Here is a 17,381-nt window from a genome sequence, read left to right on the forward strand (position 1 = left end):
AAACTTCAATCCAGGATTAACTTTTCTACAACTAACCCTGAATTTCCTAATCTGCGATATTGGGGTTTAGCCATTTTTCGGCAAATTTTAATGACACATCTTTTCTTTCGGCGAAATCCTTCACCTGGTCTGCAGTGATCTTTCCCAGTCCAAAATAACGGGCTTCAGGATTGGCAAAATAATATCCGCTAACGCTTGAAGCCGGCCACATGGCAAGGCTTTCTGTTAATTTCACTCCTATATGTTCTTCTACTTTCAATACTTCCCAAATACTTATCTTTTCAAGATGATCCGGGCAGGCAGGATAGCCGGGCGCGGGCCGAATCCCTTTATAACTTTCTTTGATGAGCTCCTCATTGCTAAGCTTTTCATCTGTATCATACCCCCAATCCTCTGTTCTAATTTGTTTATGAAGATATTCTGCAAAAGCTTCCACGAGCCTGTCTGATAATGCTTTGATCATAATCGAATTGTAATCATCGTGATCTTTCTCAAATCCATCTGCCAGTTCCTGGGTTCCAAATCCGGTAGTAACACAAAAACATCCAATATGATCCTCAATTCCGGTTTCCTTTGGTGCAATAAAATCGGCTAAAGCAAAATTTGGCTTTCCCTCATATTTCTTCAACTGCTGCCGCAGGGTCCTGAAGATCATCTTTTTTTCTTCGGAATTGTCTTTATAGGTGATCTCGATATCATCGTGATTGACAGAATTTGCAGGGAACAATCCGTAGACTGCTTTTGCCTTTAATAATTTCTCATTAAGAATTCTTTGCAGTAAAACCTGTGCATCCTTAAACAAGGAAGTAGCATGTTCGCCAACCACCTCATCGGTTAAAATAGCAGGATATTTTCCGTGCAATTCCCAACTTCTGAAAAAGGGGGTCCAGTCGATGAATTCTTCCAGTTTTTTAAGATCAAAATCTTCGATGATATGGATCCCCGGTTTTATCGGACTTTTGATCTTCGAGGTTTCCCAGTCGATCTTAAATTTATTTTTCCGGGCTTCAGCAAGAGAAAGGTAATCCTTCACCTTTCCCCTTTTAAGGAAGTTATTTCTGAAAGTGTCATAATCTACCTTTAGATCCTCCATATATTTTTTCCGGGAGTTTTCCTTGAGTAAATTCCCCACTACTGTAACCGCCCTGGAAGCATCATTTACATGGACCACTGCATTTTTGTACTGAGTATCTATTTTTACCGCGGTATGTGCCTTAGAGGTAGTTGCACCGCCAATCAATAAAGGAACCGTAAAATTTTGTCGTTGCATCTCCTTCGCCAAAAAAACCATTTCATCCAGGGATGGAGTGATCAATCCGCTAAGGCCAATAACATCTACATTCTCCCTTTTTGCTGTTTCAATGATCTTCTCGGGTGCTACCATCACGCCAAGATCTATGATCTCATAATTATTACAGGCTAAAACCACCCCAACTATATTTTTTCCAATATCGTGAACATCGCCTTTAACGGTTGCCAGAAGAATGCGGCCAGCCCCCCCCGCCCCCGATGGGGGAGCCTTTTTTAGTTCACTCGCTAGCTCGTTCATGACTTTTTCCAGATTATCGAGAACATCTTCATTGGTAAAGCGTACAACCCTAAATCCCTGCTCCTTCAGCCATTGTGTTCGCTCTTCGTCGCTCTTTTTATTTTCCGGCAGTTGATGGATTAATCCATCTACCTCAACAATTAAACGTTCTTTAAGGCAAACAAAATCTGCTATATAACCACCTATAATATGTTGTCTTCTGAATTTATATCCTTCCAGTTTTTTATTACTGAGTTCATTCCACAGCACAGTTTCAGCGTGGGTAGGATTGTTATACCTCATTTTTTGAGCTAATTTCTTCATCAAACCGTACAACATAGGATCAGCAGATTTCCAGTATTGCTCCCCCTTCGGGGGCTGGGGGGCTTTCGCTTCTTCAATAAAAGGCAACAAATAAGCTACCGCCTTTTTCATTACCCGGGCCGATTTAACCACCTGGGGTAAAAACATTTTTCCACTTCCAAAAAGATCTCCAACCACATTCATCCCCGTCATAAGATGACCTTCAATGACTTCAATGGGTTGTGCGGCTTCCTGCCTGGCGGCTTCGATATCTTCCAGTATATAGGCATCTATTCCTTTAACCAACGCATGTGTTATTCTATCCTGCAAAGGATTTTCCCTCCAGGAAAGATCTACCTTGTTTTCCCTGGCCGTTCCAACTACCTGCTCTGCAAAACTTAACAACCGCTCTGTTGCATCATCCCGTCGGTCCAGAATCACATCTTCCACCCTCTCTAACAAATCCTTTGGAATATTGTCATATACATCCAACAGAGCAGGATTTACAATCCCTATATTCATTCCCGCTTTAATCGCGTGATACAAAAAGACAGAATGCATGGCTTCCCTCACGGGATTATTCCCGCGGAAAGAGAACGAAACATTGCTCACACCACCGCTTAAACTACAATAAGGCAAATTTTGTTTTACCCAGCGAACCGCATCGATAAAGTCGATGGAATTTCTTCGATGCTCCTCCATCCCGGTTGCTACGGGAAAAATATTAAGATCGAAGATGATATCTTCAGGCGGAAAATTTAGCTTCTGAGTGAGAATTCTATAGGATCGTTCTGCAATTTCAATCCTTCGCTCAAAATTATCAGCCTGACCAACTTCATCAAAAGCCATCACAACAACCGCAGCACCATAGCGCTTTATCTTTTTAGCATGGCTTAAAAATTCCTCTTCTCCTTCTTTGAGACTTATAGAATTCACCACACATTTCCCCTGGACTACCTGAAGCCCGGCTTCTATAATTTCCCATTTCGAGCTATCTATCATGATGGGAACGCGGGAAATATCAGGCTCGGCCATGATCAAATTTAAAAATTTGACCATCGCCTCTTTTCCCTCGATGAGTCCATCGTCCATATTTATATCGATGATCTGGGCTCCGCCATCCACCTGGTCTCTGGCAATATTTAGGGCTTCCTCAAAATTCCCTTCGTTTATGAGACGGAGGAATTTCTTGGATCCTGCAACATTGGTGCGTTCGCCCACATTGATGAAATTGCTTTCCGGAGTGATGATAAGCGGTTCCAGACCGGACAATTTTAACGGACGCAGGGCCTTTTTTTCTGTAGAAAAATCTACAGGATTTTTCGGTTGAATGATATCGGGTTTATGTGCCATTTCAGTCTAAAATTTTTGAGGGTTCCCGGCTAGCTATTTTCCGTGGTTTGTACTCTTTTGCCACATCTGCCATAGCTTTTATATGCGCGGGTGTAGTGCCGCAACAACCTCCCAGGATATTCACCAGGCCTTTTTCCAGGTATTCTTTTATTTGATTAGCCATTTCCTCTGCAGACTCATCATATTCTCCAAAAGCATTTGGCAAGCCGGCATTGGGATATGCAGAAACATAAAAACCAGATTTTTGAGAAAGGACCTCAAGATGAGGCGTAAGCTGTTTTGCGCCTAATGCACAATTGAAACCTACGCTCAATAAATCCATATGAGAAATTGAAATAAGGAATGCCTCTGCGGTTTGGCCGGACAAGGTCCTCCCGGAAGCATCGGTAATCGTTCCGCTTATCATTACAGGTATAGCAGTGTTTAATTCTTCCTTGAGCTCATCTATTCCAAACAAGGCAGCTTTAGCATTTAGGGTATCGAAGACGGTTTCTACCAAAAGAACATCTACCCCGCCATCTATGAGCGCTCTGGCCTGTTGCTTATACGCGATTTTTAGCGCTTCAAAGGAGATCGCCCTATAACCGGGGTCGTTAACATCCGGGCTCATACTTGCAGTTTTATTGGTAGGGCCAATTGCTCCGGCTACAAATCGAGGTTTTTCAGGATTTTCAAGAGTGAGTTCTTCTGCAACCTTTTTCGCGATCCTGGCCGACTCGTAATTTAGCTCGTACACCAGTTCCTCCATTTTATAATCGGCCATGGCGATTGTGGTTCCTGAAAAGGTATTGGTTTCCACAATATCGGCACCTGCAAGGAAATACTTACGGTGAATCTCTGCGATGGCCTCAGGCTGGGTAAGGGATAATAAGTCATTATTTCCCTTTAAAGAAACCGGCCAGTCTGCAAAGCGACTGCCGCGAAAATCTTCTTCAGAGAATTTATAATCCTGCAGCATAGTGCCCATGGCACCGTCCAGAATGAGTATTTTTTTTGAAAGTATTTCTTCTAATTTTGACATTTTAAAAAATTTAAAAATTATCAAAAAAGAAGAGCGGGAAAGAATTCTTTTGTTATCTATCTGCACAATGCGTGCGGTAGAATGTAGCACCTTCTCCAGGGGAGGGTTGCCAAGGTTTCACAGGGTCTAATCCCTCAACCTTTCTTGATAACGTATTATAAAATATAAATGAACTTATTTCAGCAAATATAATGCTGGAACTTTAGAATGCAAGTTTTTTGTAGGAAAATTATGTTATTTAACCAGTTCCTCGTTTAAATAAACATCATAACTAATCTCTGCCGCTTTTTCAAGCATCTTTGCCACCGAACAATATTTCTCTATAGACAGATCTACAGCGCGTTTTGCCTTTTCTGGAGAAAAATCCCCTTTTAAAAATACATTTAGCTTAATGGCGGTAAATACATTTGGAATAGCGCCATCTACTCTAAAACCCTGCACTTCCATTTGAAGGTCTTCCGGCTCGATATGTTGTTTCTTAAGGATCATCACGATATCGATCCCGCTGCAACCCGCGATTCCCATCAATAGCAATTCCATTGGGCTTGCGCCTTGTGGATTAGGTTCCGATTTATTGTCTAAATAAACAATGTCCCCACGCTCGTTTTGGGTTTCAAAATGATACTTATCGTTTAATCTTTTTAACCTGATTTTCATTTAAATATATTTTGGGCAAAGTTAGTAAAAAAGGCATTCAAATTCTCTATTTCTCAATCAGTCGGCGCGGATTTTTAATCCGTGACAACTTCTCACGCAAATTTGCAATCCGTGACGTGTCGGCGCAAAGTTGCAATCCGTGTCAGGATCGGCGCGGATTTGCAATCCGTGACAACGAGACGGCGCAAATTTGTAATCCGTGACGTCACAACCTCCCACTGTTATACTTCCTCATTGTTAATCAATTCGTTGAAAACTTCTCCTCATATATCCCAATTATTTTAAGAAAATATTTAGATTTACTATTCCTTAGTTTTTCCTGCACTACCCTACCCGCAGGATTTTAGGAAAAGCGATTGTTTTTACCCCTTAAACCCCTCGATGGCATTATTTCAAAGTTCTGTACTTAAAGATCACCTACGGCTGCAGGAAGAGCAGCAGGTGGAAAAAGCTTATAAGAAATTCACCACTTTCTTTCATAATCCCGAGATCCAGGAAAACATTCGTGGCTCTAAGGAGGAGCAGTTCCAGGCCACCTTTCTCAGCGAACTATTTGTAAAAGTGCTAGGGTACACTATGAATCCGCAGCCGGGCTATGAACTCACTACCGAATTTAAAAATCAGAAGAACGCCGCTGCTAACATAGTTGGTTATCGCAAATACCGGATATACCAATGAAAAGTGATATTTTAGACGTCAACTAACAAATAACTAAACCTGCAAGTTCGCGTCCCTACTCCCGCTACTTGCGAACCAAGACCATTTGGCACAACCGGTCAACAACCAAACTAAACAACAATTATATGAAATTAGAGAAAATTTTGGATAGGCTAGGATCACTAGAAAAGAACTCATTTATCAAGATAATTGACAATATAATCTCGAAAAACCCCAAAAACGGGAAAGAAATAGAAAAATTATTAAGCTCTTCAGACAAAGGTCTTAAGTCGGTTGATAACCAGAATATTTCAACAATATTCAATTTAACATCCAATGAATTTCGAAAATATATAGAATGTGAGTTTCAGGAAATCACATCTCAATTAGATATTCTTATTGATATCATTATTAAAGATGGCAATTGTATTATGAAACAAGATTGGTTTTCAAGACTGTATGACACCGAAATAAAGAATCTTAAAAATAGAATTAAGGCACTAAATGCAGATTTTGAAAATGACAAATCCGAATTAAGTGAAAAACGCAAAAGAGACTATAAAATTTATAAGGCCTGTCTTCATACAGCATATTACAATGATGTAGAAAACAATCGAGATTCCAAAGTTAGTTCAGATGAACTATCTATTATCCTAACACTTTCAAGGCAACTTGGTCTTTCGCAGGAAGAAGTAAAATTGATTAATTATTCAATATTGCCAATTAAGAAAATTGAAATACAAGAGGTAATTAAAGGTCTTAAAAACATTGGTGTTATTTTCTATTCTAATAAGGAAAACACTATTTATGTTGCAGATGAAATGGTAAGGGTTTTAAGAAAAATTCGCGAAAAAGAGGTTGCAGAAAAATTTTACAGGAGGACTTTAAAACTTTTGAGGGAACCAATTATTAACCAAATTGCAAAAGACCATAATATTGACCGCAAACTTGACTATTCTCAAAAAATTGAAGGAATAATTAAAGAAGGAGTCTCATTTACAAATCTTCTACTTACAGATATTTATAAGACTGGAAGCACATTAACCGAAAAGAAGAAGGCGCTAAATGAACTGTGTGAAAAAGGTCTTGAAATTAAAAATTTGAGAGGGAGCACCTTGGATGAAAAGATCAACAGTTTAATTGAACATTTTGATGCTGTTGAAAAAGACGAAAAAGTCGGAATTTCATTAGATGGGTTTGATAAGCTTTTAGCTGAATTGAATCAAGCTTTACCCAAGCTAAATAAACAAATTAAAGATCAATTTGAATTACAAGATGAATTCGTTCTTAAAGCTGAATTTTTACTTGCTTATAATATCAAACCAAGGGACATCTTGGATTTGATAACTAAATCAGATTTAACCTTTTTCCTTAAAGAAAATGGCATTCGACAAAGGGGAGAAAACATTCTAAATATTTTAGAACATTACAAGGATGTAGAAAATCTATATTTAGAAAACTACATGAATGTTGGATATCGTAATCTTAACTTATTAAAAGAAAACGGAATTATAGTTAAGGAAAGTGAACTTGGTATAAAGTTCGAAGAATTAACAAAGGTAATTTTCAAAGGACTTGGTTTTGATGTTGATGAGAAGTTTAAAAATCAGCTAAATACCAATAAGGATATGATTGATATTCTTTTAAACTTAGGGAATAATGAAGTTATCATTGTGGAATGCAAAACCAGCAAAGAACGTGGATATAATAAATTTAGCACAGTATCTCGCCAATTAAAATCATATCAAAATTTAGCTTTAAAAAATGATTTGAGAATTGTAAAAATTTTACTTGTAGCTCCTGAATTTAGTGATGATTTTGTGACCGATTGTGAAATGGATACGGAAATGAATTTATCTCTTGTTACAGCTCTGACTTTAACAAATATTTTTGATGCTTTCAAAATATCCAAATATCAAGAGTTTCCTCACGTATTATTTAGAGATATTTTAATAAACGAAGAACGGATTTTAAAAGCATTGAGTAAATAGTAGAAGTGGCTGTGCCTATTTCGGTTAAGTAAAATAACGGACATTCCCTTGAAAAGTTATATTTTAGAGACCAATTACCTCGCTGCGTGAGGTCTCATGACCTCGAGCCTCATTGCAATCATGAAGGAAAATAGAAGCACATTGAAGTCTCCTGACTTCAATGTGCTTTTATTGTTTTTGAAATTTTTCTTCGCAATAGAATGGTAGAACCTGGAGAACAAAGGCAGGTACTTCTGAAGAAAATCATTTCAAAGTCGGGAGACTTTGTTGATGGATGTGCTTTAAATAGGGTGTGAAAAAGGCGCAAAGTCTGAAGACTTTGCGCAGCCAGAAATCGAAGATTCAACGAAGTTAAACTTTGACGTAGCTTATTCTACGGAACGTATTTAGAAAAACTCAAAGTCAGGAGACTTCGCGCAGCCAGATTTACAGGTCCTATTTTAAAATATATTATTAAAAGTACAGTTATAAATTTGCTGTTCCACATTAAAACTAAACCAAAATAAATTGAAAATAACAATGAAGAAAATTTTACTTGCTCTATTCCTTATAACTAATTTCTACTCTTACTCCCAAAGTCCCTCCGATTTATTTAATGTTGGAAGAGGTATTTCTCAAAGTTCAAATCAAGATAAATTAACTAAACGTTTCTTTTCCAATATCGAAATTGAATTCGGTGTATCCAATGAGATTAGGTATGATTATTCCATTTATGATGCTAATGATAATCTGTTGGGTGGAAGAAGTACAGAACTAGATAATAAAGCATCATACGGTATTTTATATAGCATAAATTATCCGGTCTTTAATAAACTGACACTAGGAGCTATAGGTGGTTTCCAGCATCAGGTACAGCAAAAAATATCAGCATTGAAATTAGGAGGAATACTAAGGTATCACTTCGTTAATTACGAAAGTGTGAATATAAATTTGATGACTGCATACAATATAGCTCTAAGCGATAACATTGAAAGCGATATGGCAAATGTCCGACTCGGATTACAATTTCCAATAACAAGGACCGATACGTTTAATTTAAATTTAAACGTATTTGGAGATTATAATTATTACATCTACAACGAACCTATTCTAAATGAAATCAATGAAAGACCAGGCAATTTAATATTTAGATCGTATGGATTAAGCTTAGGAATCCAGTTTTAAAAATCTGAAAACCCAGCTATGCAAAGTATTCTGTTGCTGCGTGAGGTCTCATGACCTCGCGCCTAAATGCCGTCATGATAGAAAAAAAAGCACATTGAAGTCTCCTGACTTCTTATTCCTATTGTTTTTAAACTTTTTGTTCGCAATAGAATGGTAGAACCTGTAGAACAAAGGCAGGTACTTCTGAAGAAGATCATTTCAAAGTCAGGAGACTTTGTTGATGGATGTACTTAAAATAAGGTGTAAAAAAGGCGCAAAGCCTTCTATCGCTGCGTGAGGTCTCATGACCTCGCGCCTAAATGCCGTCATGATAGAAAAAAAAGCACATTGAAGTCTCCTGACTTCTTATTCCTATTGTTTTTAAACTTTTTCTTCGCAATAGAATGGTAGAACCTGGAGAACAAAGGCAGGTACTTCTGAAGAAAATCATTTCAAAGTCAGGAGACTTTGTTGATGGATGTGCTTTAAATAGGGTGTGAAAAAGGCGCAAAGTCTGAAGAATTTGCGCAGCCCAGGCTCCCCGGCTGCGTGAGGTCTCATGACCTCGCGCCTGCTGCGATAATGATAAAAAATGGAAGCGCGTTGAAGTCTCCTGACTTCGCGTTAGAAATCATCTTTAAACCTAATTTTTTATTCTGTATTTTTATAAGACAGAAAAATCATGAAAGAAGGTTATACCATAAAAGATCAAACCAAGGCTCATTTTATTACTGCCACAGTTGTGGATTGGATTGATATTTTCAGTAGGCAAATTTACAGGGACTGTTTAATAAATAGCCTTTCCTACTGTATTAAAAATAAAGGGATGATCCTTTATGGGTATGTTATTATGACCAATCACATACACCTGATAGTTCAGTCTGAGCAGGGAGAACTTTCAAATTTGCTAAGAGATTTTAAAAAGTTTACTGCCACCGGGATTCTTGATTTGCTTCAAAATAGTCCTGAAAGCCGAAAAGAATGGATCCTCGAGCGTCTTCATAAGGCTACATACAGTCATAGCAGAAATAAAAATTACCAGGTATGGCAGTTTGGAAACCATTCGGAGGAGATCTACACCGAAAAATTTCTATGGTCAAAATTGGACTACATTCATTTAAACCCGGTGCGCGCCGGAATTGTTACCCGGGCATCTGATTTTGTTTATTCCAGTGCTTCAAATTATGTAAATGGAAATGGTGTGCTGAAAGAAATCACTTTAGCCGATAATCCTGTTGCAGATGTTTTAAAGGGTTGGACGATAGTAAAAAGTGAGCATTATTGAAACATGATTCGTTTCAAAGTCGGGAAATCGCAGATCCGGCTACGTGAGGTCTCATGACCTCGCGCCTAATTGCCGTCATGATAGAAAAAAAAGCACTTTGAAGTCTCCTGACTTCGTATTTTTATTGTTTTTGACCTTTTTCTTCGCAATAGAATGGTAGAACCTGGAGAAAAAAGGCAGGTACTTCTGAAGAAAATCATTTCAAAGTCAGGAGAACTTTGTTGATGGATGTGCTTAAAATAAGGTGTAAAAAAGGCGCAAAGCCTTCTATCGTTGCGTGAGGTCTCATGACCTCGCGCCTAATTGCCGTCATGATAAAAAAAAGCACTTTGAAGTCTCCTGACTTCGTGTTTTTATTGTTTTTGACCTTTTTCTTCGCAATAGAATGGTAGAACCTGGAGAAAATAGGCAGGTACTTCTGAAGAAAATCATTTCAAAGTCGGGAGACTTTGTTGATGGATGTGCTTTTAATAGGGTGTGAAAAAAGCGCAAAGTCTGAAGACTTTGCGCAGCCCAGCCAACCGGCTGCGTGAGGTCTCATGACCTCGCGTAATTGCCTTCATGATAGGAAAAAAAGCGCGCTGAAGTCTCCTGACTTCGTGTTAGAAATCATCTTTAAACGTAATTTTTTATTCATTCCCTTTGTTTAAATCAGGTTTTTCCGCTGGAAAATAGAAATATTGGGAAATTAGTTTTAGTATATTTACAGAAATTGCTTATTAATTCATTTTATTCTATGGAAAAGAAAATTCTTATTCCTACCAATTTCACCAAACATGCCTGGAATACCTTGGTGTATGCTTTAAATCTTTACAAAAATATTCCCTGTACTTTTTTTATTCTGAATGCTTATGAAGTTCCCACAAGGATTACCCTAAGCAGGAATTACAATGCCGAACTGGAAGCAGCAAAGGCTAAATCTGAAAAAGGATTACAGAAAATTCTACAAGGTTTAAATTTCAGAAAAGAAAACGAGAAACATCAGTTTAAAACAATATCGCGAAATAAAGATCTCGCCGAAGCAATGCAGGAATGCATAGATGCGCACAATATAGATTTGATTTTAATGGTTTCCCGGGGGGAAAATGTTTCGATAAACGCGGCTTTTGAGAATGAAATTTCAGAAGTGACCGAAAAGGTAGAAGATTGTCCCTTTTTAATTCTTCCTGAACAAATGCAAGAACTACCAGAATCCAACAGAGAAATAGTTTTCCCTACCAATTATAAATTTCCATTTAAAAACAAAGAAGTTTCGGTGCTAATAGATATGACTATTAATTTAAATGCCAGCATCAGGATCTTGTATATTGATAGCGACAGCAGGCCGCTCACTAAAGAGCAGGAACAAAACAAAGAAACGCTGAAAACCTATTTTGCCGAAGTTGATTTCAGCTTTCATAGACTCACGCAAACTACGGTTACCACGGGTGTTCATTTATTTATTGAAAGTAGAGAAAGTAATTTTCTCGCGCTTTATAAACGAAAACAGGGGTTTTTCAGCAAACTCTTTTCACAGCGATTTAAGGAAGACATCGATTTTAATCCAAAGGTGCCGGTATTGATTTTAAAGGAATTGAAATAAGAATAAAGTCGTAAAAAATGAAAATTGAAGCCGATAAAGTTGAAGAATATATAGCCCGCTGCGTGAAGTCTATTTCTTTTGAAAATTTTTGAAGATTTAATAAGCACATTGAAGTCTCCTGACTTCTTATTCTTATTGTTTTTAAACTTTTTGCCTCCTAAGGCCCATAGAATCAAAATAAGCAAGGTCTACTATTTTAAAGATGATCTGTTTCAAAGGCGGGAGACTTTGGGGAGGTAATAGGTTTTAAAATGACGTGAAGATCAAAGTCAGGAGACTTTGCGAGGCCAGAGCATTATTGAAAAATGATTCGTTTCAAAGCCGGGAAATCGCAGATTCAACGAAGTTAAACTTTGACGAAGTTATAGGTTTCAAAATGATGTAAAGCTAAAATTCTGAAGACTTTGCGCAACGGGGTCTTGGATTGGCAAAATGAAAAATATGTAGACTTATAAAATCATTTTGTGAAAAATCTAGTTGTATTTCGAAAATAGCTAACTTTAGTTCATTAACTATTAAATTTTTAGAGAATGAAAAACAAGGTTATGAAGTTGTCCTATATTCTTTTATTTTCGGTATTTACGGGAATAAATGGAATCCAGGCTCAGGAATTGAAAGGAACCTGGGAAGGGAAATTGGATGTACAGGGCAGTGAATTGCCATTGAAATTCGCCATCACTAAAGAGAATGACTCTCTTTCAGGAACTATGGACAGTCCTTTGCAGGGAGCTTTTGGATTGCCCCTGGACCAGGTTAAACTTGTAAATAACCAGGTTACCCTCTCCTATACCAAAATTGGCGCCATTTACACCGGCACTCTCAAAGAAGAAACTATTACCGGTACTTTTAAACAGTCGGGACAAGAGTTTCCTCTGGTACTTCAAAAAGTGGAAATAACAGTACCAGGGGATATATCCTTACCCTCATCTAAAAAAGAATTGGAGCAACTGGCGGCCTTCGATCAGGGGGATTACAAATATGGTGTGGAAGATTATTTTGCCAAACCAAAGGCGAGTTCTTTCCAGTTCTCCCCAGATGGTAAGTATATGTCCTACCGCGAAAAAGATGAAAATGCCAAAAACCACGTTTTTGTAAAAAACCTTAAAACGAATGAAATTACCCGGGCAATTGTAGAGAAGGATGAATTGGTAAGAGGCTATGGCTGGGGGAATGAGGATAGACTGCTCTATGTAATGGACAAAGGAGGAAACGAAAACTACCATTTATATGCAGCAGATGTTGATGGGTTAAATACAAAGGATTTAACACCATTCGAAGGAGTTCAGGCCCAGATTTTGGACCTTTTAAAAGATGACAAGAACCACGTCATTATTTCTATGAACAAAGAAAATGCACAGGTTTTTGAACCTTACAAATTGGATATTGAGACCGGGGAAATTGAAAAACTGTACACCAATGATGATGTTGCAAATCCTATTATGAACTACCTTTTTGACAAGGATGGAGCCTTAAGGGGCTTTGTGCGCTTGCGCGAAGGTGTCAATATGGATCTTTATTATAACAAAGCTACAGAATCTAAGGATTTTGAGGTAATCAAGCAAATTAATTGGAAAGACAACTTTAATCCTACCTTAAATTATGCGACTGAATATCCCCATGATGCCTATGTTGTTTCAAATCTGGAAACAGACAAAAACACGGTTTATCTGTACGACCTGAAGGAAAATAAGGTGATCAAAAAGTTATTTGCGAATGACGATTTTGATATTACTGGTGTCTCCCTGTCGCGAAATAGGAATTACGAACTGGATTATTACACTTTTGAGGGGGAAAAGCAGGAAATCGTACCGGTTAGCGACTACTATAAAAAGCTACATAAGCGTATCACTGAAGAATTCCCCAATAAGGAATATTCTATAGCTGATAAAACTGATGACGAAAGTAAGTATTTGGTATTCCTTCAAAGTGATAAATTGTACGGCGAATATTGGTCGTATAATGTTGAGGCCAATAAATTTGAATTGTTGTATAATTTGATGCCCCAACTCAAAGGTGAAGATATGGCCGAAATGAGGCCCATTACCTTTAAAAGCCGGGATGGAAAAACCATACATGGTTATATCACCCTCCCAAAAGCCGCTCTGGAAGGGCAAAAAGTTCCTGTTATTGTCAATCCTCATGGAGGCCCGCAAGGTGTAAGAGATTCCTGGGGATTTAATCCAGAGGCACAATTGTTTGCTAGTCGTGGTTATGCCACGCTGCAGGTGAATTTTAGGATTTCCGGAGGTTATGGTCGTGAATTTTTAGAATCTGGATTCAAACAAATTGGGAGAAAAGCAATGGACGATGTTGAAGATGGTTTGAAATACGTGATCAGCCAGGGCTGGGTAGATCCAGATAAAGCTGCCATTTATGGGGGCAGCCATGGTGGATATGCAGTATTGAGGGGTCTCACCAAAACTCCAGACCTTTATGCTGCCGGTGTGGATTATGTAGGTGTTTCCAATTTATTTACTTTCATGGAAACTATTCCGCCTTATTGGAAGCCTTATGAGAAAATATTGAGAGAGATCTGGTATGACGAAAAAGTCCCTGAAGAAAAAACGATTATGGAAGAGGTTTCACCGGTCTTTCATATTGACAAAATTAAAAAGCCATTACTTGTGGTTCAGGGTGCGAATGATCCGCGGGTGAACATTGACGAGTCCGATCAAATTGTAAGGGCGCTACGTGCAAAAGGCGTTGATGTTCCTTATATGGTCAAGTATGATGAAGGACATGGTTTCGGAAAAGAGGAAAACCGGATTGACCTTTATAAAGCAATGTTGGGATTTTATGCCAAACATCTTAAGGATGAAGAACTGGCGCCGCAGTTCAGAGATTAAAAAAAGAAACCCCGTTAATAAAATAACCTCCCAAAAATGGCATTTTTGGGAGGTTATTTTATTTTAAACTTTCCTCCTTCAGCTTATTTCCTTTGGCCTTACTTCTTCCGCACTTTTCATAAACCCCCGCTGCGTGAAGTTTGACTTCTTCGAATCTGCGATTTCATGACCTCGCGCCTGTAGCCCCCAACCCCTGCCTTGCCGGCAGGCAGGCCCGAAGGGGGAGCTGAAAAAAGCTCAAAGTCAGGAGACTTCGCGCAGCCAGATGAAGAAGATCATTTCAAAGTCGGGAGACTTTGCGCAGCCCAGCCACCCCGATTCGTGAGGTTTGACTTCTTCGAATCTGCGATTTCATGACTTCGCGCCTGAAGCATTCATGAAGCAAAAAGAAAGCGCGTTGAGGTTTGCTGACTTCTTCTTCCTAATATTCGGAAACCGCAAATAGCATGCATTTATTTTAAAATTATATTTTAGACTCCAATACGAACAATAAAGCCGGCAAAAGCCTCCCTACTCCACGCTACTTTCGGACCAAGACCGTAGGCATTAATGCAATTTAAACCGAAAATAGAATTTTGATATTGGACAAAAAGTAATAACTTTGTATTTACAAAATTTAGAGTAATGGAAACAGCAATTATACAAATTGGAAATTCGAAAGGTTTGCGTTTGAGCAAAACAATTCTTTTAAAATATAATATTAAAGACAAAGTTGAGCTTATTCTTGAAAAGGGCCATATAATCCTGAAACCGATTGAATCTCCCAGAAAAAACTGGGAAGATAAATTCAAAAAAATGGCTGAAAGCGGAGATGATCAATTATTGATGAATGGTGTGTTTGAAGATGATGATTTTGATGAATGGATTTAAAACAATATTCCATAGTTCTCGTAAACCTTGATCCGACAATTGGTAGTGAAATTAAAAAAACCCGTCCTTACGTAATAATTTCTCCAAATGAACTTAATAAATATCTAAAAACGATTGTTGTGGTCCCAATGACAACAAATCTCAATAAATACCCTACAAGAGTTTCTTTTAAATCGAGCGGTAAAAAAGGAATGATGGCGATTGACCAAATACGAACAATTGACAAATCACGAATTATAAATACCTTTGATAAATTGACAAGTGCTGAAATAAGGAAATTAAAAGATGTAATAAGAGAAACTTTCGTTGATTAAAAGGTACTAAAAGACACCAAATATTGGATAGAAAACAAAACCTATTCACCTGAAGAGATTGCGATTTGATTTAAACATAAAATTGTATCAATTCACTGCTTTCCCAATGGAAATGGCAGGCACTCAAGAATGATGGCTGATATAATTATTGAATCTATTTTCGGAAAAGAAATTTTTAGTTGGAACAAGTCAAATATGGTTAAAGCGGATGAAACGAGGAAAGTATATATCACGGCATTAAGAGAGGCTGACAATGGAAATATAAATCCTTTACTAAAATTTGCTGAAAACTAAGAACTCCCGCTGTGGCAAAGCCTTCTATCGCTGCGTGACTGGATATTACGGTTCGTTTTGTGCCACTTTGAAAGATCAGGTAAGAACTACCTTGTGGCTACAAACACAGCGTTATGGCCAATAATCCCAGGTTTAGAAGACTTATTTTAGTCCATAATTGACAGTAAACTTAGATTTTTAAATAGACTGATTTTGGGTGCAAGCTCGCCGGAACTCTGAAAGAAAATTTAAACTTTCAATTAGAAAAAGTAATTTTGATAAAAATGATTACGGGAATATGGCAAATGGGATTTGATAACAATAAGCCATATTGGAATTATATCAAATTACCAATAGTAGCATTTTATAGAATAATTGTATTTCATTTTATATATGCGAATAGAAAACTGACTGAAAACATAAATAAAACTGAAAAATATTGTAGCTCATAACCAAGCATTCGTTTGCCGGTAAAGCCTAACACAATAGATCATGAGTCTTTAGCTATTCAACTAAAACAAATTTAGCATAAACAGGAAAATGATCAGATCCAATTTTTGATAATCTCCTGAGAGCCACCACTTGAAATTCTTCGGTTACAAAATAGTGATCCAGCGGCCATCTCATGATCCTTGAATTGGCATCAAAACTACTATAAATCCCTCTCCCCAGCCGCACATTTTTCAAATTGCCACTACTGCCAAACAATCTTGCGGTACGGGACCATGAGACATCGTTAAAATCGCCCGCTACCATAGAAGGGATCTCTTCTTCCGCGACAAAATTGCCAACCTTGAGAAGTGCCACTTCCCCTTCTCCCACGTTGTCTGGATATTTGTCACTGGGCATTGGAGCTACGGGATGCACCCCGTGAAACAAAAATTCCTTTCCGGAATTTAGCTGCACCCTGGCGTGAAAAGATGGCACATCCTTATGTTTGAGATATTTTACCTGCTCATCCAGAAGAGGAAATTTGGAATATAATGCCATCCCGTAGGCCTCCTCATTTGGCTGTTCTATTACATAAGGATAGTTCTTCTTAAGTATCTCCAGCTCGTCCATCCACCATTGGTTGACTTCCATTGCCAGCACCAGGTCAGGATCAGACTCACGAACAACGTTCAAAAATTTTTCTGACTCCCGATTACTGATCAACACGTTTGCCAGAAGAATACTTACGGAATTGTCTTCGGAATAATTTTTACCCGCATCGGGAACTGCTTTTTCTCCAAACCAGTAAGGAAAGATAACTACGGATTGTATAGCTATAGCTGCAACGAGACCCGAGACCAGAAGGATCGATGGCCACTTCCACTTTTTAGCCAAGCCAACAAAGAGTAGCAGGAACACGGTTGCCAGGATCAAATATTGCAGTCGGGGAAAATCCAGCAATTTGGAATACCAGAAAGGCAGGTTATACAAAAGGGATAGCAGGCTGGCGAGGATTACCAGGCAACTTAGTACAATAACAAAATAAAGAAAGACCTTTCTAAAATTCATTTTATAAAATTTATACGAGGGTAATTAAGGTACTAAAAATTTGCAGACCGGGCCCTTT

At 38.1% G+C, this 17,381-nt stretch carries 13 protein-coding genes and 1 riboswitch; of the genes, 9 read left to right on the forward strand and 4 right to left on the reverse strand.

Annotated elements, in window-relative coordinates; translation table 11 throughout:
• Positions 1-46: 46 nt before the first annotated feature.
• The 3 genes from GILLI_RS17625 to GILLI_RS05610 form a co-directional block, all read right to left on the reverse strand.
• Positions 47-3,184, reverse strand: coding sequence for a vitamin B12 dependent-methionine synthase activation domain-containing protein (locus GILLI_RS17625; protein ID WP_006988141.1), 3,138 nt, complete (start codon positions 3,182-3,184; stop codon positions 47-49).
• A gap of 1 nt (position 3,185) precedes the next feature.
• Positions 3,186-4,205 carry a homocysteine S-methyltransferase family protein gene (locus GILLI_RS05605; protein WP_006988142.1) on the reverse strand — a complete coding sequence of 340 codons (1,020 nt, stop codon included), beginning with the start codon at positions 4,203-4,205 and terminating at the stop codon, positions 3,186-3,188.
• A gap of 49 nt (positions 4,206-4,254) precedes the next feature.
• Positions 4,255-4,359, reverse strand: a riboswitch (SAM riboswitch).
• 80 nt (positions 4,360-4,439) lie between these two features.
• Complete coding sequence (locus tag GILLI_RS05610) at positions 4,440-4,862, reverse strand: OsmC family protein (RefSeq protein ID WP_006988143.1); 423 nt, start codon at positions 4,860-4,862, stop codon at positions 4,440-4,442.
• Positions 4,863-5,243: 381 nt separating this feature from the next.
• On the opposite strand from GILLI_RS05610, the gene GILLI_RS05615 reads away from it, so the two are divergent.
• From GILLI_RS05615 to GILLI_RS18825, 9 genes are all read left to right on the forward strand, one after another.
• Positions 5,244-5,540, forward strand: coding sequence for a hypothetical protein (locus tag GILLI_RS05615; protein WP_006988144.1), 297 nt, complete (start codon positions 5,244-5,246; stop codon positions 5,538-5,540).
• Positions 5,541-5,665: 125 nt separating this feature from the next.
• Entirely contained in the window at positions 5,666-7,510 is a 1,845-nt protein-coding gene (locus tag GILLI_RS05620) for a hypothetical protein (protein WP_006988145.1), read from the forward strand.
• A 519-nt stretch (positions 7,511-8,029) separates the two neighbouring features.
• The gene (locus tag GILLI_RS05625) at positions 8,030-8,674 is read left to right on the forward strand and encodes a hypothetical protein (protein WP_006988146.1); all 645 of its coding nucleotides are present in this window, start codon (positions 8,030-8,032) and stop codon (positions 8,672-8,674) included.
• Positions 8,675-9,335: 661 nt separating this feature from the next.
• Positions 9,336-9,938 (forward strand): REP-associated tyrosine transposase, encoded by a 603-nt coding sequence (locus GILLI_RS05630; RefSeq protein ID WP_006988147.1) that lies wholly within the window; start codon positions 9,336-9,338, stop codon positions 9,936-9,938.
• A gap of 736 nt (positions 9,939-10,674) precedes the next feature.
• A complete protein-coding gene (locus GILLI_RS05635; RefSeq protein ID WP_006988148.1) occupies positions 10,675-11,520 on the forward strand; it encodes a universal stress protein in 846 nt (281 codons plus the stop codon).
• A gap of 530 nt (positions 11,521-12,050) precedes the next feature.
• A complete protein-coding gene (locus GILLI_RS05640) occupies positions 12,051-14,366 on the forward strand; it encodes a S9 family peptidase (protein WP_006988149.1) in 2,316 nt (771 codons plus the stop codon).
• A gap of 624 nt (positions 14,367-14,990) precedes the next feature.
• Positions 14,991-15,236 carry an AbrB/MazE/SpoVT family DNA-binding domain-containing protein gene (locus GILLI_RS05645; protein WP_006988150.1) on the forward strand — a complete coding sequence of 82 codons (246 nt, stop codon included), beginning with the start codon at positions 14,991-14,993 and terminating at the stop codon, positions 15,234-15,236.
• Complete coding sequence (locus GILLI_RS05650) at positions 15,227-15,550, forward strand: type II toxin-antitoxin system PemK/MazF family toxin (protein WP_006988151.1); 324 nt, start codon at positions 15,227-15,229, stop codon at positions 15,548-15,550. Before GILLI_RS05645 ends, GILLI_RS05650 begins: the two co-directional genes overlap by 10 nt.
• A 129-nt stretch (positions 15,551-15,679) precedes the next feature.
• Positions 15,680-15,844, forward strand: a complete 165-nt coding sequence (locus tag GILLI_RS18825; protein ID WP_245545602.1) for a hypothetical protein — start codon at positions 15,680-15,682, stop codon at positions 15,842-15,844.
• Between the two features lie 483 nt (positions 15,845-16,327).
• On the opposite strand, the gene GILLI_RS05660 is transcribed toward GILLI_RS18825, so the two are convergent.
• Positions 16,328-17,323: an endonuclease/exonuclease/phosphatase family protein gene (locus tag GILLI_RS05660; protein WP_006988153.1), complete on the reverse strand. Its 996-nt coding sequence runs from the start codon at positions 17,321-17,323 to the stop codon at positions 16,328-16,330.
• Between the last annotated feature and the right edge of the window lie 58 nt (positions 17,324-17,381).

The organism is Gillisia limnaea DSM 15749, assembly GCF_000243235.1.
Lineage (GTDB): Bacteria > Bacteroidota > Bacteroidia > Flavobacteriales > Flavobacteriaceae > Gillisia > Gillisia limnaea.